This window comes from Dactylosporangium sp. NPDC051485, assembly GCF_040682015.1.
In the GTDB taxonomy this organism is placed as follows: domain Bacteria; phylum Actinomycetota; class Actinomycetes; order Mycobacteriales; family Micromonosporaceae; genus Dactylosporangium.
Genome location: NZ_JBFAZW010000037.1, coordinates 59,096 through 85,223 on the forward strand (window position 1 = coordinate 59,096; position 26,128 = coordinate 85,223).

A 26,128-nucleotide genomic window follows, 5' to 3' on the forward strand; every position below is an offset into this window, starting at 1 on the left:
CGCGGCTCGCGGTCACGAGGCCAGGCGGACGACCTCGTCGGCGCAGCCCCAGGACAACGTGACGCCGGCGCCGCCGTGGCCGTACGCATGGACGATCTTGGTGCCGGCGCCCGGGAGCGGCGCCGGGTCCACCTCCACGCGGGGGCCACCGTGCCGGGCGGGGCGCAGGCCGGCGGCCTCCCACAGCGGCCGCGCCCCCTCGAGCTCCGGAACCAGTTCGGCGCACCGGCGCAGGATCGCCGCCGTTGTGGCCGGGTCCGGTGTCTCGCTCCACTCGTCGGGCTCGTACGTGCCGCCGAGGACGACATCGTGGGAGCGCGGGTGGACGTAGGTCATGCCGCCCGGGTGCTCCTCGTCGCGCACCGACGTCACCAGCCCCGGATTCGCCACCATGACGATCTGCCCCCGGGCCGGGAACACCGCCGGGTCCTGCGCGAGGACACGGGCCGCGAGCCCGGTCGCGTTGACCACCGCCCCGGCCTGCCCGTCGAGGTCGGCGAGGCGCTCGACGCGCCCGCGCGTGACCTCGCCGCCGAGATCGTGGACCCGCTCGGCCAGCCAGGCAAGGTACGGCTCCATCTCGACCGACGGCACCGTGAACCGCCATTCGCCCGGATGCATCGTGAAATCCGGCACCGCGGCCGACCACCACGGCGCACCGCCTTCGCCGCCGGCCTCGTCCCGGCCGCCGGGCGTGGCGTCGTCGTGCACCAGCATTCGGGTCGGGCGCCTCGCCACGCCGGGAATGCCGGCGGCGGCCTGGTCCATCAGCTCGTCATAGGTGGCGTGCGCCCACGCGAGGACGCGTGGGTCGGGGGAGGTTCTGGTCGGATACCAGACGGCCGCGGCCAGGCGGGAGACGGTCCGGGCGGGGTCGTCGGCGGTCAGTACGCGCACCCGGGCGCCGCTTTCCAGCAGCCGTACCGCGCAGGTCAGGCCGATCACGCCGGCGCCGATCACGATCACATCGTCCATGGCTCCAGGCAACCAGGCACCCGGGCGGGGCGTCTAACACTTGTGCCGTACCGGATGATAAGCGCCGCTTATGATCAGGGTCATGGATCTGCGACGGCTGCGGTACTTCGACGTGTTGGCCAGGGAGCTGAACTTCACGCGCGCGGCCAAGGAGTTGCACATCGCGCAGCCGGCGCTGAGCCAGCAGATTCGCGTTCTCGAGCGGGAGGTCGGGGCGCGGCTCGTCGAGCGCGGCCCGGGGGCGTGCACGCTGACGCCGGTGGGCGTCGTGGTGGCCGCGGAAGCCGCGCTGCTGCTCGCCCAGGCCAAGGCCGCGCAGGATCGCATCGCCGCGGCCGCGCGCGGGCAGGACGGGCGCATCCGCCTGGCGTACACCCGGTCGGCCCGCGGCGGGCGCGTGGACGCCCTGGTCGAGCGCTTCCGCGCGCAGCATCCGCTGGTCGAGGTGATCCCGGAGACCGGCTGGCACGCGCCGAACGTCGCGGGGCTGCTCGCCGGGCGCTACGACGCGGCGTTCGTCCGTCCGCCGCTCGACGATCGCGGCATCGCGTGGTGTCTCGTCGACACGGAGGAGCTGCGTCTTGCACTGCCGGCCGGCCATCCGCTGACCCGCCTGCGCCGCGTGTCGCGGGAGGCGGTGGCCGGCGAGCCGGCGGTGATGTGGCCGCGGGAGAACGGCCCGGGCATGTTCGATCGCATCGTCGCGCAGGTGTGGCCGTCCGGCGGTTTCGTCCTCGTCCGGTACGAGCCCGACGACGAGCAGCTCCTGCGCGCGGTCGCGGCCGGCGGCGTGGTGGCTGCCGTGCCGGAGGGCCGCGCCCGGGCGCTGCGGGTGCCGGGCGTCGTGCTGCGGCGGTTCACCCCGCCGGTGCCCACTGTGGACATCGGCCTGGCGTGGAACGAGCGCACCGCCACGCCGATCGTGCGCCGCCTGCTCGCCACCCTCGATGAGTTCTGAGGGCCGCGCAGCAACTTGCCACCCAGCGCTGCTGATCCCGGCGTCCGGGCGCCGCTGGGGCAACGGCGGCCGGCTTCGCGCGGAGCCGGGCTGCGGCCGCCTCCGTGCATCAGTCCTTGGCGAACGCGAGGAGGTCGGCGTTGAACGCCGCCTCGTAGGCGTCGTGCAGGCCGTGCGAGGCCCCGCGGTACACCTTGAGGGTCGCGTCCTTGAGCAACTGCACCGTCTTGAGCGCGGCGGCCTGGATGGGCACGATCTGGTCCGCGTCCCCGTGCGCGACGAGTACCGGGACGTCGATCCGCTTGAGGTCCTCGGTGAAGTCGGTCTCCGAGAACTCCTTGACGCAGTCGTACGCGGCCTTGAGCCCCACCGTCATGCCCTGCAGCCAGAACTCGTCGCGCTTGCCCTGCGTCACCGTGCTCCCGGGCCGGTTGCCGCCGTAGAACGTCAGGCTGAGGTCGCGGTAGAACTGCGAGCGGTTGGCGATCAGGCCCGTGCGGATGCGGTCGAACTCCTCGATCGGCGTGCCCTCCGGGTTGTTGTCGCTCTTGACCATCACCGGCGGCACGGCGCCGACCAGGACCGCCTTCGACACCCGCGACGTGCCGTGCCGGCCCATGTAGCGCGCGACCTCGCCGCCGCCGGTGGAGTGGCCGACCAGGATCGCGTCGGTGAGGCCGAGCTGGTCAGTGAGTTCGCCGAGGTCGTCCGCGTACCGGTCCATCGTGTTGCCGTTCCACGTCTGGGCGGACCGGCCGTGACCGCGGCGGTCATGGGCGATCGCCCGGAAGCCGCTGGACGCGAGCAGCATCAGCTGGTTGTCCCAGGCATCGGCGGTGAGCGGCCAACCGTGGCTGAACACAACGGGCCGGCCCGATCCCCAGTCCTTGTAGAAGATCTGGGCGCCGTCGGACGTGGTGATGAATGGCATGACGCCTCCTCGCTACTCAGTGCGAGCGCGGTGTGGTCCGTTCGTGCTCGGGTCTGACCGCGATGCCGCGGGATAAACCACCGGAGCCCCGGCAACGTGTCCGGGCAGGGTGACGCCACGGCCGGCGCGCTGGCCGGCGGGGTGAACAGGCGGGGGACGGCGCGGTGGGTGATCGTGGCCGCTTCCTCGCTGGGGCGGCGCGGGGTGACCCGCCGTGCGGCGTCGGCGCGGGGGCGGGGCGGTCGGGCCTGGGATGCGGCGCCGCCGGCGCGACAGCAGGGCCGTCGGCGTGCGGCTTCAGGAGTGCATTCCGGCCGGTCGGCCGGGCGGGGCGCGCCCGGAGGCGTCGTCCGGGCGGTCATAAGACAGCCTGAACCGTAGCTTAAGAGCGAGCCTTACATTGAGCAATATTCATAAAGGTTATTTACTGTTAACAATCCTTCCTTTACATTGGCCGCATCACCCCCACGCTGGAAGGAGCGATTGGATGCGCAGAGCGATCGCTGCGGTACCCCTGACGCTGGCCGCCGTGGCCGCCGCACTGCTGGTGACGGCTGCTCCGGCGTCCGCACACGGGTACATCTCCTCGCCGCCAAGCCGCCAGGCGATGTGCGCGCAAGGCCGCGTCGCCAATTGCGGCGAGATCGTCTACGAGCCGCAGAGCGTTGAGGGCCCCAAAGGCCTGACGAGCTGCAGCGGCGGCAACAGCCGGTTCGCGGAGCTGGACGACCCGAACAAGGGCTGGCCGGCCACCTCGGTCGGCAACACCGTCACCTTCAACTGGGTCTTCACGGCCCGCCACTCCACGGCGAACTTCGAGTACTTCGTCGGCGGCACCCGCATTGCGGTGGTCGACGGCGGCGGCAAGCAGCCCGACGCCACCGCCTCGCACACCGTGAACCTCGGTGGCCGCACCGGCCGGATCCTGGTCCTGGCCCGGTGGAACATCGCCGACACCGGCAACGCGTTCTACTCGTGCGTCGACCTGCAGGTCGGCGGCGGCGGAAACCCGACGCCGACGCCCACGCAGCCGTCGCCGACGCCGACGCGCCCGACCCCGTCCCCGTCCACCTCGCCGACCACGTCCCCGACGCCGACCCAGCCGCCGACGGGTGCGACCACGTGGGCGGCCGGCACCGCGTACAAGGTCGGTGACCGCGTCACCTACAACGGCGTGACGTACCAGTGCCGGCAGGCGCACACCGCGATCCCCGGCTGGGAGCCGCCCAACGTCCCGGCCCTGTGGCAGCGCGTCTGACCCTCGGTACCGCTGAAATGGCGGTGGCGTCCCGGCAACCGGGGCGCCACCGCGCGCAAGGAGACCCCCGGACATGAAACGCCTCGCGTTCCTTCTCGCGGCGTTCCTGCTGGCGGGCTGCGCCGCCGCCCCGGCGCAGCCCGTCCCCGCAGGCACTCAGCCGCGCGTTTTCAACGACACCGACGTCATGTTCAGCCAGATGATGGCGTCCCACCACAGCCAGGCGCTGGAGATGGCGCGAATGGCGCGGACGAAGGCGGTCCACGAGGACGTGCGCACCCTCGCGGCCGCGGTTGACGCCACGGAGACCGACGAGCTCAAGACGATGCAGGTGTGGCTCGACGCATGGGGCCAGCCCCTGGCCGCGGACCCGTCCGCGCACGCCGGCCACGGCGGCGCCCACGGCACCAGCCCCGACGACATCAAGGCCCTCGACGCCGCCAGCGGCGCCGAGTTCGAGACCAAGTTCCTCAACATGTTCATCGCGCACCAGCACAACGCGATCGAGATTGCCCGCATGGAGACCGGCACCGGCGTGAACCCGGGGGCGTTGGACCTGGCCCGGCGCATCGACGAGTCCAGGACCGCCGAGGTTCAGCAGATGCTGGGGTACCTCAACCGGCCCGCCTGACCGGCATCCGCGCGCGGCCGCGTTCCTCTCACCCTGCACCCGGCCACGCGTGCTGTACCCGGCCACACGCGTGGCCGCCGCACAGGTGCTGATTCCGCGCCCCGGTAGTCGCGGAAGACGCGGGTGCCGCCCCGGACGGCGTTGGCGCGCCCGGGCGCGGCCCCGATGCCGCACGGACGCCGACAGGCGGCCAGCACCGCGTCAGGCGCCCGATGGCGGCGTGTACATGACCGGGCGCCCGGGCGCGTACACCGCCGCGGGTAGCGGCTCTGGTGCGCGGGGCAGGAAGTGGTTGTGCGAGGCGCCGCGAAACGCGCAGCCCCGGAGGCGTCGAACCGCGGCGACCACGCCGTGCTGCGGCGACCACGCCGTGAAGGCGCGGGTGAAATGCGCGGACGCGCAGGCTGTGATCCGGCGACGCCGAACCGAAGCCCCGAAAACGCCTGGGCTCGGAATCGGGCGGCCGGGAATGCGGCCATGGCCAAGGCGGTGCGCCGCCGGGCAGTATGGCTCCGGGCCGACCGCCAAGGAGGCGAGGGCGCGGCCCGGCGGTCGCCGCGCGGTAGCGGCCGGCCCGGATCGCGGCATGGCGAGGAGACAAGATGGCCGAGCGGCTGAGGAACTGGGCCGGCAACATCGAGTTCGGCCCGGCGCGGGTGCACCGCCCCGAGACGGTCGAGGAGGTGCGGCGCATCGTGGCGGGGGCCGAGCGGGTGCGGGTGCTCGGCACCGGGCACTCCTTCAACCCAATCGCGGACACGCCCGGCGACCTGATCAGCGTGGCCGGGCTCCCGGCCGACATCCGCATCGACCGCGAGCGGGGGACGGTCAGCGTCGCGGGTGGGGTGCGGTACGGGGAGCTGGCGCGGGCGCTGGACGCCGCCGGGTACGCGCTGCACAACCTCGGGTCGCTGCCGCACATCTCCGTGGCCGGCGCGGTCGCGACCGGCACGCACGGGTCGGGTGTCGGGCTCGGGAATCTGGCCACCGCCGTCGCCGGGGTGGAGATCGTGACCGGCGGGGGCGAGCTGGTCTCGCTCGGGCGCGGGGACGCGGACTTCGCGGGCAGCGTGGTCGCGCTCGGGGCGCTCGGCGTCGTGGTGCGGGTGACGCTGGATGTCGTTCCGGCGTACCGGGTGAGCCAGCACGTCTTCGAACGGCTCCCGCGCGCGCAGCTCGACGCGCACTGGGAGGAGATCGCGGGCGCGGGGTACAGCGTGAGCCTCTTCACCGGCTGGCGCGGCGACACGGTCGACCAGGTGTGGGTCAAGCGCCGCGAGGGGGACGCGCCCGCGCCGGCGGAGTTGTTCGGGGCCGGACCGGCCGGCGGGGCGCGGCACCCGATCGCGGCCATGTCGCCGGTCAACTGCACGGAGCAGGGCGGCGTACCCGGGCCCTGGCACGCGCGGTTGCCGCACTTCCGGCTCGAGTTCACGCCGAGCGCCGGCGACGAGCTGCAGTCGGAGTACTTCGTGGCGCGCGCGGACGCGGTTGCCGCCTTCGCCGCCGTCGAACGGGTGCGTGACCTGGTCGTTCCCGCCCTGCAGATCTCCGAGATCCGCACGGTCGCGGCGGACGGGCTGTGGCTCAGCCCGCACTATGAGCGCGACAGCGTGGCGCTGCACTTCACCTGGGTACCGAATAATGATCTTGTTCTTCGGGCCGTTGACGCGCTGGAGGCGGAGCTTGCGCCGCTCAGGGCGCGGGCGCACTGGGGCAAGGTCTTCCGGCGCGCACCGCGGCTTCCGCGCGCACGTGACTTTGTCGGGCTCGCCGAGCGGCTCGACCCGCGGGGCACGTTCCGCAACGCGTTCGTGGAGCGCCATGTGTGGGCGGAGTAGATTTCCTGCGTGCGTATCGCTCGTTTCGCCCACAGCAGTGGCATGTCATTCGGAGTCGTCGAGGGTGAGTCCTCGGCCGGGCCGGCGGGCCTGACCGTCGCCGAGATCGAGGGGCACCCGTTCGGGGAAGTGCGGTTCACCGGGCAGCGCTGGGCCGTCGCCGACGTGCGGCTGCTCTCGCCGATCCTGCCCAGCAAGGTTGTCTGCGTGGGGCGTAACTACGCCGACCACGCGGCCGAGCTGGGCAACGACGTGCCCAAGGAGCCGCTGCTCTTCCTCAAGCCGTCCACCTCGATCATCGGCCCGAACGACGCGATCCGGCTGCCCCCGCAGTCCCAGCAGGTCGAGCACGAGGCCGAGCTCGCCGTCGTGATCGGGGTCACCGGCGCGCGCCGGGTCGACCGCGCGGGCGCGGCGGCGGCCATCTTCGGGTACACCTGCGCCAACGACGTGACCGCGCGTGACCTGCAGCGCAAGGACGTGCAGTTCACCCGCGCGAAGGGCTTCGACTCCTTCTGCCCGATCGGCCCGTGGATCGTGACCGGCGTGGACGTCAGCGACGTCGAGGTGCGGTGCGAGGTCAACGAGGAGGTCCGCCAGCTCGGCCGCACGAAGGACATGGTGTTCGACGTGCCGACCTTGGTGTCATACGTGTCACACGTGATGACGCTGCTCCCGGGCGACGTGATCCTCACCGGCACCCCCGCCGGCGTCTCCCCGATGGGGGCCGGCGACGAGGTCGTGGTCTCGATCGAGGGCATCGGCGCGCTCAGCAACAGGGTCCTGACCTTGGATTAGGCGTTTCGCGGACAACCGATTTGGCGTGGCACGCGACCTCCGGTAAAGTTCTGTTCCGGCGCGGTAAGCGCCGATGGGGTATGGGGTAATTGGCAGCCCGACTGATTCTGGCTCAGTTAGTCTAGGTTCGAGTCCTGGTACCCCAGCACCGCAGCAAGATCGCGGTGCTGTATTGTTCCACCGCACGTTGCAAGTAGTAGGAGTACTGGGGCCCCGTCGTCTAGCGGCCCAGGACGCCGCCCTCTCAAGGCGGTAGCGCCGGTTCGAATCCGGTCGGGGCTACCACAAAAGGCCGCACCTCTTCGGAGGTGCGGCCTTTTTCATTGGTACCTGCCTGACGCGCTCGTCCCGATCATGGTGTGCCGTGCGCCACTCGAGTCCGGACCGCGCCCGCCTGCCGTAGTCCCCTCGGCGGCGCCCCACGGCTGCACCCGCCTCCTCGGCGGGCGCGGCCGCGCAGAGCGGTCGCCGACCGGCCTGACGGCGTCGTCCGGCCGCGATAGATCGTCCGTGGCCCTCGGGCCTGGGCTAGGCCCGTCAACGGCCCTGTGAGCGCCATCTGTCAGATGGCGCGTGGACGGCCGACCCGGGCTCGGGGTCACAAACGGTTCGCGCCCGCGCCGGCCGGTGCCGCGCGGGCGCGTCGCCCAAACGAACAGTGCCTGCGACCGGCGCCGCCGGCGGTTCACAGCGCGCGGTGGCCGGGACTCACAGCTGGGTCGCGATCCCCAGCACTGCGGCGATGAACACGAACAGGCCGATCATCGCCGTCATGCAGCCGCCGCGGCCGCTGCCGCTGCTCGTGGCGCCCGGCTGCGTGGGCGGGGGACCCTGCGGCTCCTGCGGCGCGGGAGGGGTCGGCGCGTCGCGGCCGCCCTGGCCCTGCTCCGGCGGGCTGTCCGGGGTCCCCGACGGGATGGCGTGGCTGCCGGCCGAGTCGTCCGGCTCCGGCGGGCTGGCGGGTATGGTCGAATCGGGCACTGGCAATCCTTCCAGCTGGTGCGCTCCGGGACCGCGCCCCGGATCCGCCACTGCCGCCCGCGTCCGCGCCCGGGGGCTCCCGGACGCTCCGGACGGCGCGTCCCGCCGATCGTAAGCGCGTCCGCGCGCCGCGCAACCCATTCACCATCGCGGCTGCGTCGGGGCCGCTCCCGCGGGCACCAGCGAGCCACTGCAGCCCAATTCCGAGGTCCCGCGCCCGCCGCGCCCGCCGCGGCGCCGTGCCCGCCGTCATCGCCGCGCCGCTGTGCCCGCTGTGCCCGTCGCGTCGCTGTGCCTGTTGTCTCGCTGCGCCTGCTAGCGGGGGCCGTGCCGGCCGTGTGTGCCGGGCTGAGGTCCGTAGCGGGCGTCGGCGGCCCGGTGCGAGCCGCGCCCGCGCCGGGCGAGGCGCGCGGGTGGGAGGAGAGCGGAAGCCGTCGGATCGGGTCGTGTGCCTCACGGCCGCGTGGGACGCTCGTGCGGTACCGAATGGCGGAACCCCTGGAAATGCTCAACGGCGCCGCCCGGAGGCGACGCCGTTGATCGGAGTCCGTTCAGAGGCCCGAGAGACGCTGACCCGCGCGCACGACCGCCATCGCGTGCCGATCGCCCGGCCGGCGTCCCAGCCGCTCGATCGGGCCGGAGACGCTGATCGCCGCGATGACCCGCCCCGTGCGGTCCCGGATCGGAGCCGACACGCTCGCCACGCCCGGCTCGCGCTCGGCCACGCTCTGGGCCCAGCCCCGGCGCCGCACCTCCGCGAGGGTGCGGCCCGTGAACTTGCACCGCGGCAGCAGCGGCATCACCGCCTCCGGCGGCTCCCAGGCGAGCAGCACCTGTGCGGCCGAGCCGGCCGTCATCGGCAGGACCGCGCCGATCGGCACCGTGTCGCGCAGCCCACTGGCTCGCTCGGCCGCGGCCACGCACAGGCGCTCGTCGGCGCGGCGCAGGTACAGCTGGGCACTCTCGCCCGTGGCGTCCCGCAACGCGGTCAGCATCGGCTCGGCGGCGGTCAGCAACACGTCCGGTGCGGCGTTGGCCAACTCGCCCAGGCGCGGGCCCGGGCGCCAGCGGCCCTGGGCGTCACGGACGAGTAGGCGGTGGATTTCCAGCGCCTGCGCCAGGCGGTGCGCGGTGGCGCGCGGAAGCTTGGTCCGCTCGACCAATTCCGCCAGGCTGGCGCCGTCGACGCAGGCGGCAAGGATGACTACCGCCTTGTCGAGCACGCCTACACCGCTCATACTGTGTCCCACAGACCGAAACATACCTCCCAAATTTTAGGATGTCCAGATGGTGGGAGAAGCACGACAGCAAGGCCAGCAGCAGCCGCGCACCCTGGCGGAGAAGGTGTGGGACGCGCACATCGTGCGTACCGCCGCCGGCGAGCCGGACCTGCTCTACATCGATCTGCACCTGTTGCACGAGGTAACCAGCCCGCAGGCGTTCGACGGCCTGCGCATGTCCGGCCGCGCCGTGCGGCGCCGCGACCTGACGATCGCGACCGAGGATCACAACACGCCGACCGACAATCTGCTGACCATCAGCGACCCGGTCTCACGCACGCAGATCGAGACGCTGCGGCGCAACACCGAGGAATTCGGCATCCGGCTGCACTCGCTCGGCGACGCCCAGCAGGGCGTGGTCCACGTCATGGGACCGCAGCTGGGCCTCACCCAGCCGGGCATGACCATCGTGTGCGGCGACTCGCACACCTCCACGCACGGCGCGTTCGGCGCCCTCGCGTTCGGCATCGGCACCTCCGAGGTCGAGCACGTCCTGGCGACGCAGACGCTGTCCCAGGCGCGCCCGCGCACGATGGCGGTCAACGTCGTCGGCGAGCTCGGTCCCGGCGTGACGGCCAAGGACCTGGTGCTGGCGCTCATCACCCAGGTGGGCACGGGCGGCGGGCGCGGGCACGTGGTGGAGTACCGCGGCCCCGCGATCGAGAAGCTGTCCATGGAGGGTCGGATGACCATCTCCAACATGTCGATCGAGTGGGGCGCCAAGGCCGGCATGATCGCGCCGGACGAGACCACCTTCGCCTACATCGAGGGCCGGCAGTACGCGCCCAAGGGTGAGGACTGGGATCGGGCCAAGGAGTACTGGCGCAGCCTGCGCACCGACGAGGGCGCCAAGTTCGACACCGAGGTGACGCTGGACATCTCGCAGCTCACCCCGTTCGTCACCTGGGGCACCAACCCCGGCCAGGGCGCGCCCCTCGGCGGCTTCGTGCCCAGCCCGGACGACTTCGAGGAGAGCGCGGAGAGGGTCGCCGCGCAGAAGGCGCTGGAGTACATGGCGCTCACCCCGGGCACGGCGCTGCGGGACGTCGCGGTCGACGTGGTGTTCCTGGGCTCCTGCACCAACGGCCGCCTGGAGGACCTGCGGGCCGCGGCCGAGGTGCTGCGCGGGCGCCGGGTCGCCGACAGTGTGCGGATGCTCGTGGTGCCCGGCTCGGCCTCGGTTCGCGCGGCCGCGGAGGAGGAGGGCCTCGACAAGGTCTTCACCGAGGCGGGCGCGGAGTGGCGCTTCGCGGGCTGCTCCATGTGCCTGGGTATGAATCCCGACACGCTGAAGCCCGGTGAGCGCTCCGCCTCGACGTCCAACCGCAACTTCGAGGGCCGTCAGGGCCGCGGTGGGCGTACCCACCTCGTTTCGCCCCCGGTCGCCGCCGCGACCGCCGTCGCTGGACACCTCGCCGCCCCCGCCGATCTGAACTAAAAGGGACAACGGACACATGGAGAAGTTCACCGTCCACACCGGCACGGCCGTGCCGCTGCGCCGGTCCAACGTGGACACCGACCAGATCATCCCCGCCGTCTACCTCAAGCGCGTCACCCGCACCGGGTTTGCCGACGGACTGTTCAACGCGTGGCGATCCGATCCGGAATTCGTGCTCAACAATCCGGTCTACGAGGGCGCCTCGATCCTTGTCGCCGGGCCCGAGTTCGGCACCGGATCCTCGCGTGAGCACGCCGTTTGGGCGCTGCAGGACTATGGATTCCGGGCTGTCGTGGCGCCCCGTTTCGGGGACATCTTCCGGGGCAACTCGCTCAAGGCCGGGCTGCTGCCGGTCGAACTCGATCTCGAAAACGTAGAGCAGCTCTGGGCCGCGATCGAGGCCGACCCGACGCTCGCGGTAACGGTCGATCTGGAGGCCCGCCAGTTGCGCGCGGGTGCCCACGAATGGGCCTTCTCGCTGGACGATTTCAGTCGCTGGCGGTTGCTGGAAGGCCTCGACGACATCGGCCTCACCCTTCGCCACGAGGAAGCTATCACCGCCTTCGAGCAAGGCCGTCCGGAGTGGACACCCGTCGTTCACTAGGCCCCGCAGGGCGTCTCGATGAGCCGTCGGTCAAATCCGTTACTCCACAACGATTTCTTTTCCGTCATATGTTTGTATCCTGTGTGCGTTGGGATACCTTGCCCACAGGGACTTCAATTCTGGTACGGGAGGAAACGTGAACAAGGCCGAGCTCATCGAGGCGCTCAGCGCTCGCCTGGGCGACAAGAAGTCGGCGAACGCGGCGCTGGACGCGGTGCTGGCCGAGATCCAGGCCGCGGTGACCAAGGGCGACAAGGTCGCCATCACCGGTTTCGGCGTCTTCGAGAAGCGCGTCCGCGGCGCGAGAACCGCCCGCAATCCGCGCACTGGTGAAGCGGTGAAGGTGAAGAAGACGTCGGTTCCCGCGTTCCGGGCCGGCGCCAGCTTCCGCGAGATGGTCGCCAGCGGCAAGGTGCCGAAGGTCGCCGCGGCGAAGAAGACCGCCGCGACGAAGGCCACCGCCGCCAAGGCGACGACCGCGAAGGCGACGACCGCCAAGGCCACCACCGCGAGGGCGACGACGGCGAAGGCGACGACGGCGAAGGCCGCCCCCGCCAAGGCCGCGACCAAGGCCGCCGCTGCCAAGGCCGCTCCGGCCAAGGCCGCCGCCACCAAGGCGGCGCCGGCGAAGAAGACCGCCGCCAAGACGACCCGCGCCGCGGCGTCGACCACGGCGCGCAAGACGACGACGGCCACCACGGCCGCCGCGAAGACCACCACCGCCGCGAAGAAGGCGCCGGCCAAGAAGGCTGCCGCCAAGTAAGCAGGCAACGAAAAGGGCGGCGCCGCGATTGTCCGCGGCGCCGCCCTTTCGCATTCCCGGATGCTTCCGGACCCTGAATCGCTACTGCAGCGTCACCGGGGCGAGCCGGTCCCGCCCGACGAGGCGGCCCTCGGCGAAGGACAGCACCCAGCCGGCGCCCTTGCGAGTGTGGAAATTGACGTCGGCGCGGTTCGTCAGCGCCGCGAGCAGCGGCGGCATCAGCTTGCCCTGGCTGCACACCACCGTCGTGCCGCCCCGGCCGGCCAGCTCCGCCAGCCGCGTCGCGGCCGGCCCGGGCGGGTGCAGCTCGTCGAACGCCGGGTCGAGCTCCAACGGCAGCCCCAGCGGCTCCACCGTCTGCCGGCAGCGCACGGGGGTGGCCGACACCACCCGGTCGGGTCGCAGGAGCGTCAGCAGGCCGCTGAGGGCCCGAGCATCGCGCTCCCCGGCCGGCTCCAGGGGCCGCTCGGTGTCCGGTCCGGTCCACTCGTGCCGCTTGCCGGCCTTCGCGTGCCGCACCAGGGCCACCACCGCGGTCACCGGCGGCAGGTCCAGGAACGCACGCACGACGCCGCGGTCATGGGCGTAGCTGAGCGCCGACTGGGCTTCGGTGGCCGGCACCCACCGGGCCTCCTCGATCTCGTCGTCGGCCGGGCGGGGCGTCCACGCGGCCGCGCGCATCGACCAGAAGTCGACCGACTTCTCCACGCCCGGCTCCCCGGTCAGGTACCGGATCGACGGCAGCCGGACCTGCGGCACCGCCTCCACCGCGGTCTCCTCGAACACCTCGCGGACCGCGGCGGTCAGCTCGTGCTCGCCGGGGTCGAGCTTGCCCTTCGGCAGCGACCAGTCGTTGTACCGGGGGCGGTGCACCAGCACGATCTCCGTCGCCCCACCGTCGCGCCGCCACACCACGCCGCCCGCCGCGCGGACGACCGAGTTCACTTCAGCCATGCGATGTTTTTATCCTCCGCGACCAACTCCCACACGGCCGGGAACGCGGCGCGGGCGCGTGTGACCGCCGCCCGCTCGCGTTCGTACAGCCGGCCCGCCGTCACCGCCAGGGCATGGTCGCGCGGCGCGGCCGCGGCCGCCGCGACCCAGGCGTCTGCGGCGATCGCCGCATCCTGGTGCTCGCCCAGCACCGTCTGCGCCCGGCCGATCGCCTTGGCCAGCAGTACCGCCTCGGTGCCCACGATCGGCGACACCGCATCGGCGGCATAGCGGGCCCGCTTGGCCCGCTTGCGGACCTCGTGCCAGTCGTCGTCGGGCAGGTCCGGGGTGAGCCCGCCGGCGCCGGAAACGCCGCCTCCGCCGAGGGCCAGCCTCCGCCACGGCTTGCGCACGATGCCCGGCAGGACCGTCTCGGCCCGCTCCCAGGCCAGCGGCGACAGCCGCGGCTCGCGCACCGCCCCGACCAGCGCGTCGAGCAGCTTCACGTAGCGCCGCGAGTGCAGCGCCGCGTCCAGCGTCGCCAGCGCCGCCTCCTGCCGCGCGGCCAGCGCCGCGTCGAGGCGCTCCACCGCGTCCTGGTCCGTCGGCGCGAGCGGGTCGGCCGCGGCGGTGCGGTGCAGCCGCTCCCGCAGCACCTCGACGTCGCGCGCGCCCCCGAGCGCCTCGGCGAGCCACGCCAGCTCCGCCCGCAGCCGGGCCGTCCACTCCGGGTCCAGCAGCGCCTGGAACGTCTGCAGGTCGCTGCGTAGCCGCCGGGTGCCGACCCGCATCTGGTGCACCGGGGTGTCGCCGTTGGGCATCAGCTGCCGTAGCCGCGCGAACGGGTCGTGCTTGAAGATGCGCGCCACGTCGCGGCGGATCGCCTCGGTGACCACGTCGCCGGCCCGCGGCTTGTGCCGCAGCGGCTCCGGGGCGACCAGCACCGCCGGCTCCAACGGCCCCATCGCCCGCAGGTGCTTGGGCACGAAGTCGCCCAGCTGCGCACCCGCGCGCAGCAGCAGCCGTTCGATCTTGTCCAGTACCTTGGGCTCGCCGGAGACCCGCTCGACCTCGATCTCGCGGAAGCCCCACGCGACCTTGCGGCCGTCGAGCACGCGCACCTCGTCGTCGGCCACCTCGGCCAGCACGGTGCCGTCCCGGTCGGTGACGTCGTAGACGGTCCGCACCGTGCGCAGCACGGCCGCCGGCAGCAGCGTGCGCCCGCGCCGGAACGCCGTCACCAGGTCCAGCAGTTCCTCTGGCACGACACCAGCGCCGGCCGCCGGGCGGGAGTGCTCGTGGCGCACCCCCGTCCGCGACGACGGCAGCTTGACGGTCCACGCGCGCGCCCGCGCGTCGCCTGCGCGGTACCGAAGCGAAACCCCATGCCTGGCGAGCAGCCGCTTCGTGGTGTCGTAGTAGGTCGCCCGCAGCGTCACCGGCTCCCGCGCGCGCACCCGGCCGGCGGCGCTGAGGTCCGGCATCGTGAACCCGTCATCGACGAGGTACTTGCGTTCTTCCTCCAGCATCCCGTCACCCTAGTCGGAGGATCGGCTCACTCCACCCGGTCGACGATGCGGCGCAACAGCGCCTCCTGCGGGTTCTTGCCGGGCCGCCGGTGCCATTCACCGTTGCCGGACAGCTCGAACGCGCCCGTGTCGTCGCTCATCATCAGGGTCAGCACCCGGTGCAGTTCCTCGGTCGACGCCGGATCCGTCACCTGCACCAGCGCCTCCACGCGGCGGTCCAGGTTGCGGTGCATCAGGTCCGCCGAGCCGATCCAGTACTCCGAGCGCGCACCGTGGCCGAACCGGAACACCCGCGAGTGCTCCAGGAACCGGCCCAGGACCGATCGGACCCGAATGTTCTCCGACAGGTCGGGCACGCCCGGGCGCAGCGCGCAGATGCCGCGCACGATGAGGTTGACCCGCGTCCCCGCGCGGCTGGCGCGGTAGAGCGAGTCGATGATCTCCTCGTCGACCAGCGAGTTCACCTTGAGCTGGATCAGGCCGTTCGCGCCGTACGCGACCTCGCGCTCGATCCGCTCGATGATGCCGCGGCGCACCCCGTGCGGGGCGACCAGCAGCCGGCGGTACGACGTCTGGCGGCTGTAGCCGGTGAGCACGTTGAACAGGTCGGTCAGGTCGGCGCCGACCTCCGGATCGGCGGTCAGCAGCCCGTAGTCCTCGTACAGGCGCGCCGTCTTCGGGTGGTAGTTGCCGGTGCCGACGTGGCAGTAGCGGCGGATGTGGTTGCCCTCCTGGCGCACCACCAGGGCCGTCTTCGTGTGCGTCTTGAGGCCCACGAGGCCGTAGACCACGTGGCAGCCCGCACGCTCCAGCGTCCGGGCCCAGCCGATGTTGGCCTTCTCGTCGAAGCGCGCCTTCACCTCGACCAGCACGACCACCTGCTTGCCCGCCTCGGCCGCGTCGACGAGCGCGTCGACGATCGGCGAGTCGCCACTGGTGCGGTACAGCGTCAGCTTGATCGCCAGCACGTTCGGATCCGCCGCGGCCTGCTCGATGAAGCGCTGCACGCTGGTGGAGAACGAGTGGTACGGGTGGTGGACCAGGATGTCGTGGTCGCGCAACCGCGCGAAGACGCTGCGCGGCGTCTCGCCCTCGGCGAAGTGCGGGTGCGTCGCCGGCACGAACGGCGGGTCCTTCAGGTCCGGACGATCGACGCCGTTGTACACCTCCCACATCGCCGTCAGATCGAGCAGGCCCGGCACGCGCAGCACGTCGTGGGAGTCCATGTCCAGCTCGCGGACGAGAAGCTCCAGCACGTGGTCCGAAATGGACGCCGCGACCTCGAGCCGCACCGGCGGACCGAAGCGCCTCCGCGCGAGCTCCCGCTCCAGCGCCTGCAGCAAATCCTCGTCGCGGTCCTCGTCGAGCTCGACCTCGGCGTTGCGCGTCACCCGGAACAGGTGGTGCTCGACCACCTGCATGCCGGAGAACAGCTGCCCGAGGTGCGCCGCGATGAGCTCCTCGACCGGCAGGAAGCGCATCACCCGCGCCCCGTCGCGCGCGCCGTGCAGCGCGAAGAACCGCGGCACGTTGTTCGGCACCTTGATCCGGGCGAACAGCTCCGGGCCGCCGTCCTTCTCCCGCACCACCACGGCCAGGTTGAGCGACAGCCCCGAGATGTACGGGAACGGGTGCGCCGGGTCGACGGCCAGCGGGGTGAGCACCGGGAAGATCTGCTCGCGGAACGACGCGCGCATCCGCTCCCGCTCCGCCGGGTCCAGCTCCGCCCAGCGAACGATGTGGATGTTCTCCGCGGCCATCGCCGACGCGATGTCCTCGGCGAAGGCCCGCGACTGCCGCGACATCAGCGCGGACGTGCGCTCGGCGATCTGCTCGAGCTGCTCCGTCGGCGGCTGGAACCCGGGCCTGCGCACCGGCAGGCCGGTCTGCAGGCGCCGCTTCAGCCCGGCGACGCGCACCATGTAGAACTCGTCGAGGTTGCTGGCGAAGATGGCGAGGAACTTGACCCGCTCCAGCAGCGGCGTGGCCGGGTCCTCGGCCAGCGTCAGGACGCGCGCGTTGAAGTCGAGCCACGACAGCTCACGGTCGAGATAACGGTCGTCCGGCAGGGGTTTTTCCTCCTCCGGTACCCGCAGCAGGTTCCCTTCGGGACCGACCCACCCGGTGGCGTCCTCCTCGATGACGGCCTGGAGCGGGCCGGCAGGGGCGTCCGCGCGGGCGCCGGCGTGCCCGGCATCCCCGGTGCCCGCGGGCAGGTCGTCCACGATCGCGTCGGGTGCTTCGCTGGTGGGGTCCGGCGCGGTCCGCGTCCCCTCCGCCGCCTGGCGGGTCTCGTCCGCGGCCGTCACGGGGTCGTTCGCGGCCTCGGCAGGCTCGGCGGTGGTGTTGGCGACGCCGGGCGCGGACGCGGCCTCTTTGAGAGCTTCAGCGGCGTCCGTGCTTGCCGCGGTGGCGATCTCCGTGGGGCCCTCGACGGTGTCCGGGCGGGCTTCGGGGGCCACCGCGGGGGCTTCAACGGTGTCCGCGCGGCCTTCGGCGGCATCCGCGTGGGCTTCGAGAGCGCCGGTGGCGGCTTGGGCCGCGTCCGTGCGGGTTTCGAGGGGGCCGGTGGCGACTGCGGCTGCGGCGGCGTCCGCGCGGGCGGCGCTCGGTCCGGTTCCGGTGGTGGCCGCCTTGCTGAGCTCGGCCGCCTGGCCGTTGGCCGCCTTGCCACGAGCGGTGACGGGTGCGGACTTTTGCCCGATGGCGGGCGCGGCCGTCGGCTCGGGTGCGATCTTCGACGCGACGGTGGGCTTCTGCCTGGCAGTGGCCGTGGACTTGGCTGCTTGCGACCTCGCGGTGGCCGGCTTCGCGCCCGGCCGCGCGCCGGTCGCCTGTGCGGCGTTCGGCCTGGTGCCGCCTGGTTGGGTGTTCTCCGGCTGCGTGGCCTGCTGAGTCGTGCCGTCCGGCGCGCCCTGCGGCTGCGTGTTCGCGGCGCCCCGCGCGGCCGTCTTCGTCGGGGTCTTCTGGGCGGGCACCCGCTCTGCTGCCTTCGCCTTGTCTGCCGTGGGCTCGTCCACCGTGACCTCGCTCACCGTTGCTTCGTCGGCCGCAGCCGGCCGCGCGACCTCTGTGGCTCGACGAGCGCGTGCCGGGGCCCCGTTCCCGTTGGACCTCGTCGTCTTGGGCGGTGCACTCGCCGGGTCCGGCCGGGGGCCTGCTCTGCGCGGGCGGCTTCGACCGGTCGTGCTCTCGTCCACCGGATCATCATGGCCTGTTTGTGCCGGTCTCAACATGAACTTCCCGCTGCTTGGCCATTACGGCAGGGTCGGCAATGTGACCTTGGTGATCGTCCCCACATCGTCGTGGTCGAGCCGGACCCGCTGGCCGAGCCGTAGGTGTCGCAGCCCGGACGCGTCGAACGCCGCGGCTGGGAAGCCCACCTCGACCCCGTCGTCGAGCAGCACCGTGCCGGTGCGGCTCGCCTCGTCGAACGTCGCCACCGTGCCCTGCATACCGATCACGCTACCGTGCAGAGGACTTGTCCGGTATGCGTGCCGAGTCCCAACCGCGCCGCGGCATCGAGATCGGCCGCTGTGTCGACGTCGCGCCGCAGGCTGGGCCAGTCGCCGTCGAGCCGCGCCGCGCCCGAGCGCGCGTGGGCCGCCGCCGACCCCGGCCCGAAGCGCGGGGCGAGCGCCTCCCCGGCCGGAGCGGCGAGCAGGACCGTCCCGGTGCCTTCCAGGTCGGGCACGAACGCGCGGCGGCCCGTGCGCGCGGCCGAGACCAGCGCCGCTTCGAGATCCGCGGGCCGCATCGCCGGCAGATCCGCCGTCAACGCGACCACGCCCAGACCCTCCAGGCGACCACGCCCCGTGCCCGTGCCCGTGTCCGTGCGCTCGGTGTCCGAGTCCAGGTGCTCCGCGCCGACGTCCGTGCGTCCCCCGCCAACGTCCAAGCGTCCCGGGTCGGCGTCCGGGCGTCCCGTGTCCGCGTCCGGGCGTCCCGTGCTTGCGTCCGGGCTGGTGGCCGTGCTGACCGCCTCCGCGCGTCCGGGCTCCTCGGGCGCCAGGCCCGTGGCCGGCCCGTGGCCCGCCGCGTCCTCGCGGGCCGGCTGCGCCCTGCACGTGGGGTCCGGGTGGGCCGCGTCCGCGCGGGCAGGCGGCGCGACCCGCGGGTGGGAGGCGTCGAGGTAGGAGGTCGCGGCCGCGCGGTGACCGGGCTCGAGGACCTGCCGGGCGGCCTCGGCGCCGTACGTGGCGCCGTAGGTCAGGGCCGCGTTCAGGCCGGCGGCCGGGACGTCGGGCAGGCACAGCGCGCCAAGGGCGGTGAGCTGCTCGCAGATCGCGGGGTCATCGCAGATCACCACGACCCGGGCGACCGCGCGGCAGGACAGGGCGGCGGCAACGGTGTCGCGTGCCATGGCCAGCACAAGATCGGGATGCACGTCCTCCGGGACGGCGCCGCGCAGTCGGGTCTTGGCTGATCGCAGGGGTTTGACCGGGACCACGGCGACCCAGGCGGCCGCTCGGTCGGCAACCTTCGGCTGGGTGGTCGACGGGCCGTGGCTGAGCATGAGCCATCCTGACACGGCCACCCGGCGGCTGGCAGTGGCATGATTCGCAGCAGAACCGTGAGGGGAGGGTGAGATGGTGCGCCGGAGGCTGGGCTTCTGGCGGCGTTTCGCCGTCATGACCGTCAAGCCCGCGATCCAGGTGCTGACCCGTCGCACCTGGCGGGGCATGGAACGCATCCCGGCCGAGGGTGGGGTGATCATTGTGGTCAACCACATCTCCCACGCGGACCCGCTCACCGTCGCGCACTACATCTTCGACGCCGGGCGGTGGCCCTCGTTCCTGGCGAAGTCCAGCCTGTTCGAGGTGCCAGTGCTCGGGTATCTGCTCAAGGCCGTGCACCAGATCCCCGTACGCCGCGGGACCACCGATGCCGTCAAGGCGCTCGAGGCCGCCCGGGCGGGGGTGCGGGCGGGCGAGGCCGTCGTCATCTACCCGGAGGGCACCACGTCGCGCGAGCCAGACCTGTGGCCGATGCGCGGCAAGACCGGCGCGGCGCGGCTGTGGCTGGACACCCAGGCGCCGGTGATCCCCATCGTCATGTGGGGGCCGGAGCAGATCTACGACCCGCGGACCAAGAAGTTGCGGCTGCTCCCGCGCGCGAAGGTGACGATCATCGCGGGCGAGCCGATGGACCTGTCCGCCTGGGCGGGCGCGCAGCCGACGGCGCAGACGCTCACCGAGATCACCGATTACATCATGCTGCACCTGCGGGACATGCTCGTGGAGATCCGGGGCGGCACCCCACCGCCGCTGTGGACCGCCAAGCGGGCTGGCGAGCCGCGGTCCGAGGCGCAGCGTTCCGAACAGCAGCGTTCCGAGCAACAACGTCCCGAAGAGCAGGCGGCATGAGCATCCAGCGCGCGGCGGTCCTCGGTTCCGGGTCGTGGGGCACGGCATTCGCGAAGGTGATGGCCGACGCCGGCACGCCGGACGTGACCATCTGGTCGCGCCGTCCCGAGCTGGCCGCGGCGATCCGCGACGAGCGCCACAATCCGGACTATCTGCCCACGATGTGGCTGCCGGACGCGGTCACCGCGACGCACGACGCGCAGGAGGCGATCGACGGGGCCGACCTGGTCGTGCTCGCGGTGCCGTCGCAGACGCTGCGGGTCAACCTGTCGGCCTGGAGCGGCACGATCCGCCCGGACGCGACCCTCGTGAGCCTCATGAAGGGCATCGAGCTCGGCACGCTCAAGCGGATGAGCGAGGTGATCGTCGAAGTGGCCGGTGTGGAGCCGGACCGCGTCGCCGTGGTCACCGGGCCCAACCTGGCCCCCGAGATCGCCGCCGAGCAGATCGCGGGCACCGTCGTGGCCTGCCGCGACATCCGGCGGGCGGAGCTCGTCCAGCGGGCGATCAGCACGCGGTACTTCCGGCCGTACACCAACGACGACGTGCTCGGCTGCGAGCTCGGCGGGGCCGTGAAGAACGCGATCGCGCTCGCCTACGGGATGGCCTCGGCGCTCGGCCTCGGCGACAACACCCGGGCGACGCTGATCACCCGCGGCCTCGCCGAGACGTCGCGCCTGGGCGCGGCCCTCGGCGCCAACCCGATGACGTTCGCGGGCCTGGCCGGCCTGGGCGACCTCATCGCGACGTGCTCGTCGCCGCTGTCGCGCAACCGCACGTTCGGCGAGCGGCTCGGGCGCGGCGAGACCCTGGAGCAGGCCCAGGCGGCGACCCGCCAGACCGCCGAGGGCGTCAAGAGCTGCCTGTCGATCCGCGACCTCGCGCGCAGCGTCGGCGTCGAGATGCCGATCACGGAGCAGGTCGAGCAGGTCTGCCATGAGGGCCTGGACCCGCTCAAGGCCATCGCCGCGCTCATGTCCAGGGAGACGAAACCGGAGCGTCCGGGCGTCCCCTCGACCGGCCAGTGACCATGCCCGCCCCGGACCCGGCCGACCCCGCGATGCAGTCGGCCGACCCCGCCCCAGACCTGCCAGCCGCGCCCGGAGGCGCCGTGCCCGAGAACGCCGTGCCCGAAAGCGCCATGCCCGTGGGCGCCACGCCCGGAGGCGCCGTGCCCGAGAACGCCGTGCCTGAGGGCGCGATGCACCGCGGAGACGGGACGCGGGTGGTGCACGCCGGGGTGCCGGAGCCGGTGCCAGGGGCGCCGTTCCTGCCCTCGCCGCTGTTCGCGGCGCCCTACCACCTCGATCCCGTGGCCGGGCCACAGGAGGGGGTGGACGGGTACGGACGGTCGGACAACCCGACGTACCGCAGCCTGGAGCGAGCCATCGGGGAGCTGGAGGGCGGCGAGTGCGTCGTCTTCGCCTCCGGCATGGCGGCGATCACCGCTGTGCTGCTGGCCACGCTGCGCGGGGGCGACGCGGTGGTGCTGCCCACCGACGGGTACTTCCTGACGCGGGCGTTCGCCGCCGAGCACCTGCCCGGGCGCGGGATCGAGGTGCGCACGATGCCGACGGCCGGGCCGTACCCGGCGTTCGACGGGGTCCGGCTGCTGCTGCTCGAGACGCCCTCCAATCCCGGCCTGGACGTGTGTGACGTCGCGGACCTGGCGGCGCGGGCCCACGCGGCCGGCGGGCTCGTCGCCGTGGACAACACGACGCCCACGCCGCTCGGGCAGCGGCCGCTCGATCTTGGGGCGGACTTCTCCGTGGCGTCGGGCACCAAGGCGCTGACCGGGCACTCCGACGTGCTGCTGGGGTACGTGTGCGCGCGGGATCCCGAGCTCGTCGCGATGATCCGCACGTGGCGGGCGCGGACGGGCGGGATTCCCGGGCCGTTCGAGGCCTGGCTGGCGCACCGGTCGCTCGGCACGCTCGATCTGCGGCTGGCGCGGCAGACAGCGAACGCGGCAGCGGCGGCCGAGCTGCTGGCCGGGCACCCGGCGGTCGCGTCCGTGCGGTGGCCCGGGCGGCCGGGCGACCCGGCCCACGCGGCGGCGATGCGGCAGATGCGGCGCGTGCCGGGCGTGGTCACCTTCACGCTGGCCGACAAGGCGGCGGTGGACCGCTTCCTGACGGCGTCCGCGCTGGTGTTCGCGGCGACGTCCTTCGGCGGGCTGCACACGTCGGCGGACCGGCGGGCGCAGTGGGGGGACGACGCGCCCGAGGGGCTGGTGCGGCTGTCCTGCGGCGTGGAGGACACGGCCGATCTGGTCGCCGACCTTCGCCGCGCGTTGGACGCCGCGCTCGGCTGACGTCGCGTCGTCGCGGCGCGATCACGACCCTCAAGCAGACACGATCAGGGCCTCAGGTAGACGCGATCACGGCCGCAAGTAGGTGCGATCACGGCCCGCGGGCGGGGCGTGATCACGCCCCGCAGGTAGGGGCGATCACGGCCCGCGAGTGGCGGGGCGCGGACGCACGGACGCGTGAAGACGGGCCCATGAGCCGTGGAAGCGACCACGTGGGTCGCGGTCAGCAGTAGGCCGGCTCCGAGTCCGTGGCCGGAACGGTCGCGACGATGGGCGCGGAGAGGTGCACGAGCCAGGAGCCGTCAGCGGCCTTCGGTACCACCACACGCAGCGCCACCGCGCGGTCCACCGTCTGCCACACGGTCCGGTCGCGCTGCTCGTCCGCGAACCAGCACACGTTCGACAGGCCCATGAACTGGGCGTCGGCCGGAACGGCGGGCTTCGGTACGCCACAGGTGAGCACGATCGGCGGATCGCCGAACGCGGCGTTCTGCTCCCCGCCGGCCGTGACCGGGCGCCGGGACAGGCCGCCCAGGACGTCCGGCAGCTTCGCGACCAGCGCGCGGCAGACGGTGGAGGTGGACGGTTCCAGCTGGGGGGCCTCGACCGGTACCGCTGCGGCACTTGGCTTGTTGGCATGGCTCGGGAAGCCGCCCAGCGCCCAGTAGGCGGCGATGCCGGCCACCAGGGCGATGGGCAGAGCCGCCAGGGTGGCGATCCGGCCCGGGCTCGCGCCCGCGCCCGGGCGCGTGGTCCCCGCGGTCACTATAAGTGCACCACCGAGCAGGTGACGGTGCGTGTGATACCGGGCACGAGCTGGACCTTCGACACGATGAGCTGGCCGAGCTCATCGATACTGCGGGCCTCTGTGAGCACGACCACGTCGTAGGGGCCGGTGACCGCGTCCACGCGGACCACTCCGTTGAGGCCGTGGATGGCCGAGGCCACGTCGCGTGCCTTGCCGACTTCTGTTTGGATCAGGATGTAGGCCTGTACCACGACACAACTCCCTCCCTGCGCAGAACGAGCGCTGATCAGGCGCCAACCTACCGCAACAATGGAAGCGGCAAAATCAACCGTCGTGCGTGATCATGCCATGACACGCGGCTTTTGCGACACTATCGAGCATCAGGTTGGAGGACGGGTGACCGTAGCAACCGCCGGGGAGTTCGGGCTCATCTCACGGGTGACGGCTCGGCTCGGGGCGGCGTCGCCCTTTGTTCTGCTCGGTCCGGGCGATGACGGGGCGGTCGTCGCGGCCCCGGACGCGCGCGTCGTGGCGAGCACCGACGTGCTCGTCGACGGGCGGCACTTCCGCCGCGACTGGTCCAGCGCGCGTGACGTGGGCCACCGCGCGGCCGCGGCCAACCTCGCCGACATCGCGGCCATGGGCGCGCGCCCCACGGCCCTCCTGGTGGCGCTGTGCACCCCGGCGGACCTCCAGATCTCCTGGGCCGAGGAGCTCGCCGACGGGCTGGCCGCGGAGGCGGCGAAGACCGGCGCGACGGTGGTGGGCGGGGACATGTCGGCCAGCCCGACCCTGACGATCGCGGTGACCGCGCTCGGAGACCTCGAGGGGCGGGCGCCGCTGCTGCGCTCGGGCGCGCGTCCGGGCGACGTCGTGGCGGTCGCGGGGCGGATCGGGCATGCCGCGGCCGGGTACACGATCCTGTCGCGGGGTTTCCGCTCGCCGAAGCTGTTGGTCGACGCGCATCGGCGGCCGGACGTGCCGTACCACCTGGGGCCCATCGCCGCGCGAATGGGCGCGACGTCCATGATCGACGTGTCCGACGGGCTGCTGGCCGATCTCGGGCACATCGCCGCGGCCAGCGGGGTCGGCATCGACCTGCACCGCGAGGCGTTCACCGTGCCCGAGGCGATGCGCGACGCCGCGACCGCGCTCGGCGTCGACCCGTACGGCTGGATCCTGGCCGGCGGCGACGACCACGCGCTCGCCGCGACCTTCCCGCCCGATATCGAGCTGCCGGCCGACTGGCTCGTCGTCGGTTCCGTCGTGGCGTCCAGCATGTTCACGTCCGGTGACGGCGTGACCGTCGACGGGCGCAGGTACACGGGGGGAGCGCCCGGATGGGATCACTTCCGGTAACGGCCTGCCGCCGATGCGGTAAGGGCCCCAGAGGGTCGTACCCTTTACGCTCGTGACCGAGATCGACATCCGACTGACCCGCTACGGCTCGCGGGTCGCCACCGAGCTCACCACGGCCGCGCTGGCGGATCTCAGCGCGCGGTACGGCGGGGACGGGGACACCACCCCGATCCAGCCGGGCGAGTTCGACCCGCCGGAGGGGGCATTCCTCGTGGCGTACGTGGACCACCTGCCGGCCGGGTGTGCCGGCTTCCGCACCTTCGCCGAGGACGAGACGACGGCGGAGCTCAAGCGCATGTACGTGGCCCCGGAGTTCCGCGGGCGCGGCATCGCCAAGGCGCTGCTCTCGGCGGTCGAGGGGGTCGCGCGGGAGACCGGGCGCTCGCGGATCTGGCTCGAGACCGGGACCGCCCAGCCCGAGGCGATCGGGCTGTACGAGCGGAGCGGATATGTCCGGATCGAGGATTTCGGGCACTACAAGGGATACCCCGACGTGCGGTCGTTCGGCCGCGACCTCTGAGCGAGAGCCGCGCCCGGCCACGGCGTCCGGGCGCGGTTCGCAAAGAGATACTGCAAAAGGCCCCGTGACCACGTCACGGGGCCTTTGTGCTGGCTGGATCAGCCGCGGACGACCTTGCCGGCCTTGAGGCAGGAGGTGCAGACCTGCATCTTCCGCGTGGTGCCGCCACCGGCCGGGGTGCGCACCGTCTGAATGTTGGGGTTCCAACGGCGGTTGGTCCGCCGGTGCGAGTGGGACACGTTGTGGCCGAAGCCCGGTCCCTTGCCGCAGACGTCGCACACGCTAGCCACGGGGATCTCCTGGGATTGATTGCAGTCTCGGGTCGAAACGGACCCGCGCTGCGGATCTCGTTCAGGCGTCGCCGGCCGGGTGAGCGGCGGGCAACCCCGCAAGGTTACCTGATGCCGGGCCCGGACACCCAATCGGCATCCGATCGCCCCTCCCACCGGCCGGTCGGTGGGGAATGACGGCGCTCACCGTTAGGCTCTGGCGCGTGCCAGACAGCGTGGACGCCGCGACCGTCCGCCGGTGGGGTGTCGCCGGCCTCGACGCGCTGCGCCGCCATCGGGCCGAGATCGACGCGCTCAACGTGTACCCGGTCCCGGACGGCGACACCGGCACCAACCTCGTGCTGACCATGACCGCCGCCACCGAGGCCGCGGCCGAGGCGGGCGCGGGGGCGGGCGACGTCCTGCGGCGCATGGCGCGCGGTGCGCTGCTCGGCGCCCGCGGGAACTCGGGCATCATCCTCGCCCAGCTGCTCAAGGGGCTGGCGGGGGCGCTGGACGGGGTCGCGGCGGCCGACGGCGGGCAGCTCGCGCGGGCGCTGGACGAGGCGGCCCGCAGCGCCTACCGCGCGGTCGCGGCCCCCGTCGAGGGGACGGTGCTCTCGGTCGGCGCGGCG

The 26,128-nt window shown here is 72.8% G+C and carries 25 protein-coding genes, 2 tRNA genes and 1 pseudogene; 16 read left to right on the top strand and 12 right to left on the bottom strand.

All coding sequences use genetic code 11. The features are described 5' to 3' along the window. Positions 1-12: 12 nt before the first annotated feature. Positions 13-975, bottom strand: a complete 963-nt coding sequence (locus AB0M46_RS22030) for an FAD-dependent oxidoreductase (protein ID WP_363338709.1) — start codon at positions 973-975, stop codon at positions 13-15. Positions 976-1,057: 82 nt separating this feature from the next. Between AB0M46_RS22030 and AB0M46_RS22035 the strand changes: the two genes are divergently transcribed. After that, entirely contained in the window at positions 1,058-1,933 is an 876-nt protein-coding gene (locus tag AB0M46_RS22035; protein WP_363338711.1) for a LysR family transcriptional regulator, read from the top strand. 109 nt (positions 1,934-2,042) lie between these two features. Here AB0M46_RS22035 and AB0M46_RS22040 read toward each other — a convergent pair whose 3' ends face one another. Further along, positions 2,043-2,864: an alpha/beta hydrolase gene (locus tag AB0M46_RS22040; RefSeq protein WP_363338713.1), complete on the bottom strand. Its 822-nt coding sequence runs from the start codon at positions 2,862-2,864 to the stop codon at positions 2,043-2,045. Between the two features lie 487 nt (positions 2,865-3,351). On the opposite strand from AB0M46_RS22040, the gene AB0M46_RS22045 reads away from it, so the two are divergent. From AB0M46_RS22045 to AB0M46_RS22070, 6 genes are all read left to right on the top strand, one after another. Continuing rightward, positions 3,352-4,122: a lytic polysaccharide monooxygenase gene (locus AB0M46_RS22045; RefSeq protein WP_363338715.1), complete on the top strand. Its 771-nt coding sequence runs from the start codon at positions 3,352-3,354 to the stop codon at positions 4,120-4,122. Positions 4,123-4,195: 73 nt separating this feature from the next. Next, positions 4,196-4,753: a DUF305 domain-containing protein gene (locus AB0M46_RS22050; protein ID WP_363338717.1), complete on the top strand. Its 558-nt coding sequence runs from the start codon at positions 4,196-4,198 to the stop codon at positions 4,751-4,753. A 602-nt stretch (positions 4,754-5,355) separates the two neighbouring features. Further along, on the top strand, positions 5,356-6,594 hold the full coding sequence (locus AB0M46_RS22055) for an FAD-binding protein (RefSeq protein ID WP_363338719.1): 1,239 nt from the start codon (positions 5,356-5,358) through the stop codon (positions 6,592-6,594). Positions 6,595-6,603: 9 nt separating this feature from the next. After that, positions 6,604-7,392 carry a fumarylacetoacetate hydrolase family protein gene (locus tag AB0M46_RS22060; RefSeq protein WP_363338721.1) on the top strand — a complete coding sequence of 263 codons (789 nt, stop codon included), beginning with the start codon at positions 6,604-6,606 and terminating at the stop codon, positions 7,390-7,392. A 74-nt stretch (positions 7,393-7,466) separates the two neighbouring features. Then, positions 7,467-7,538, top strand: a tRNA-Gln gene (locus tag AB0M46_RS22065). A 63-nt stretch (positions 7,539-7,601) separates the two neighbouring features. Next, positions 7,602-7,677, top strand: a tRNA-Glu gene (locus AB0M46_RS22070). 423 nt (positions 7,678-8,100) lie between these two features. Here the strand turns inward: AB0M46_RS22070 and AB0M46_RS22075 are convergent. Together AB0M46_RS22075 and AB0M46_RS22080 are read right to left on the bottom strand one after the other, a co-directional pair. Next, positions 8,101-8,373, bottom strand: coding sequence for a hypothetical protein (locus tag AB0M46_RS22075; protein WP_363338723.1), 273 nt, complete (start codon positions 8,371-8,373; stop codon positions 8,101-8,103). A 551-nt stretch (positions 8,374-8,924) separates the two neighbouring features. Further along, positions 8,925-9,611, bottom strand: coding sequence for an IclR family transcriptional regulator (locus AB0M46_RS22080; protein WP_223101757.1), 687 nt, complete (start codon positions 9,609-9,611; stop codon positions 8,925-8,927). Between the two features lie 49 nt (positions 9,612-9,660). On the opposite strand from AB0M46_RS22080, the gene leuC reads away from it, so the two are divergent. The 3 genes from leuC (at position 9,661) to AB0M46_RS22095 (ending at position 12,458) form a co-directional block, all read left to right on the top strand. Next, a complete protein-coding gene (leuC, locus tag AB0M46_RS22085) occupies positions 9,661-11,091 on the top strand; it encodes a 3-isopropylmalate dehydratase large subunit (protein WP_363338726.1) in 1,431 nt (476 codons plus the stop codon). Positions 11,092-11,107: 16 nt separating this feature from the next. Next, positions 11,108-11,695, top strand: coding sequence for a 3-isopropylmalate dehydratase small subunit (gene leuD, locus AB0M46_RS22090; RefSeq protein WP_363338728.1), 588 nt, complete (start codon positions 11,108-11,110; stop codon positions 11,693-11,695). Between the two features lie 136 nt (positions 11,696-11,831). Beyond that, a complete protein-coding gene (locus AB0M46_RS22095; RefSeq protein ID WP_363338730.1) occupies positions 11,832-12,458 on the top strand; it encodes an HU family DNA-binding protein in 627 nt (208 codons plus the stop codon). 81 nt (positions 12,459-12,539) lie between these two features. Here AB0M46_RS22095 and AB0M46_RS22100 read toward each other — a convergent pair whose 3' ends face one another. From AB0M46_RS22100 to AB0M46_RS22120, 5 genes and pseudogenes are all read right to left on the bottom strand, one after another. Continuing rightward, on the bottom strand, positions 12,540-13,412 hold the full coding sequence (locus AB0M46_RS22100; RefSeq protein WP_363338732.1) for an NUDIX domain-containing protein: 873 nt from the start codon (positions 13,410-13,412) through the stop codon (positions 12,540-12,542). Next, a complete protein-coding gene (locus AB0M46_RS22105; protein ID WP_363338734.1) occupies positions 13,400-14,920 on the bottom strand; it encodes a CYTH and CHAD domain-containing protein in 1,521 nt (506 codons plus the stop codon). Before AB0M46_RS22105 ends, AB0M46_RS22100 begins: the two co-directional genes overlap by 13 nt. A 26-nt stretch (positions 14,921-14,946) precedes the next feature. Beyond that, complete coding sequence (locus AB0M46_RS22110; RefSeq protein ID WP_363338755.1) at positions 14,947-17,229, bottom strand: RNA degradosome polyphosphate kinase; 2,283 nt, start codon at positions 17,227-17,229, stop codon at positions 14,947-14,949. 948 nt (positions 17,230-18,177) lie between these two features. After that, positions 18,178-18,375 carry a cold-shock protein gene (locus AB0M46_RS22115; protein ID WP_363338736.1) on the bottom strand — a complete coding sequence of 66 codons (198 nt, stop codon included), beginning with the start codon at positions 18,373-18,375 and terminating at the stop codon, positions 18,178-18,180. Between the two features lie 5 nt (positions 18,376-18,380). Then, a pseudogene (locus tag AB0M46_RS22120) lies at positions 18,381-18,716 on the bottom strand (2-phospho-L-lactate guanylyltransferase); the annotation flags it as partial. 793 nt (positions 18,717-19,509) lie between these two features. Here AB0M46_RS22120 and AB0M46_RS22125 point away from each other — a divergent pair. The 3 genes from AB0M46_RS22125 to AB0M46_RS22135 all read left to right on the top strand — a co-directional run bounded on the left by AB0M46_RS22125 (position 19,510) and on the right by AB0M46_RS22135 (position 22,600). Then, the gene (locus AB0M46_RS22125) at positions 19,510-20,286 is read left to right on the top strand and encodes a lysophospholipid acyltransferase family protein (protein WP_363338737.1); all 777 of its coding nucleotides are present in this window, start codon (positions 19,510-19,512) and stop codon (positions 20,284-20,286) included. Then, positions 20,283-21,314 carry an NAD(P)H-dependent glycerol-3-phosphate dehydrogenase gene (locus AB0M46_RS22130; RefSeq protein WP_363338739.1) on the top strand — a complete coding sequence of 344 codons (1,032 nt, stop codon included), beginning with the start codon at positions 20,283-20,285 and terminating at the stop codon, positions 21,312-21,314. The genes AB0M46_RS22125 and AB0M46_RS22130 overlap by 4 nt, the downstream gene beginning before the upstream one ends. Before the next feature lie 173 nt (positions 21,315-21,487). Beyond that, positions 21,488-22,600: a cystathionine gamma-lyase gene (locus AB0M46_RS22135; protein ID WP_363338757.1), complete on the top strand. Its 1,113-nt coding sequence runs from the start codon at positions 21,488-21,490 to the stop codon at positions 22,598-22,600. Between the two features lie 220 nt (positions 22,601-22,820). On the opposite strand, the gene AB0M46_RS22140 is transcribed toward AB0M46_RS22135, so the two are convergent. Both AB0M46_RS22140 and AB0M46_RS22145 read right to left on the bottom strand, forming a co-directional pair. Continuing rightward, complete coding sequence (locus AB0M46_RS22140) at positions 22,821-23,363, bottom strand: DUF3515 domain-containing protein (RefSeq protein ID WP_363338741.1); 543 nt, start codon at positions 23,361-23,363, stop codon at positions 22,821-22,823. Continuing rightward, a complete protein-coding gene (locus AB0M46_RS22145; protein ID WP_363338743.1) occupies positions 23,363-23,596 on the bottom strand; it encodes an Lrp/AsnC ligand binding domain-containing protein in 234 nt (77 codons plus the stop codon). Before AB0M46_RS22145 ends, AB0M46_RS22140 begins: the two co-directional genes overlap by 1 nt. Before the next feature lie 145 nt (positions 23,597-23,741). Between AB0M46_RS22145 and AB0M46_RS22150 the strand changes: the two genes are divergently transcribed. Both AB0M46_RS22150 and AB0M46_RS22155 read left to right on the top strand, forming a co-directional pair. Then, positions 23,742-24,704: a thiamine-phosphate kinase gene (locus AB0M46_RS22150; RefSeq protein ID WP_363338745.1), complete on the top strand. Its 963-nt coding sequence runs from the start codon at positions 23,742-23,744 to the stop codon at positions 24,702-24,704. Between the two features lie 52 nt (positions 24,705-24,756). Then, the gene (locus AB0M46_RS22155) at positions 24,757-25,224 is read left to right on the top strand and encodes a GNAT family N-acetyltransferase (RefSeq protein WP_363338747.1); all 468 of its coding nucleotides are present in this window, start codon (positions 24,757-24,759) and stop codon (positions 25,222-25,224) included. A gap of 98 nt (positions 25,225-25,322) precedes the next feature. Here the strand turns inward: AB0M46_RS22155 and rpmB are convergent, their stop codons facing one another. Beyond that, a complete protein-coding gene (gene rpmB / locus AB0M46_RS22160) occupies positions 25,323-25,514 on the bottom strand; it encodes a 50S ribosomal protein L28 (protein WP_223101777.1) in 192 nt (63 codons plus the stop codon). A gap of 203 nt (positions 25,515-25,717) precedes the next feature. Here rpmB and AB0M46_RS22165 point away from each other — a divergent pair. Continuing rightward, positions 25,718-26,128: DAK2 domain-containing protein (locus AB0M46_RS22165; protein ID WP_363338749.1), on the top strand; the 411-nt coding region annotated here is incomplete at its 3' end.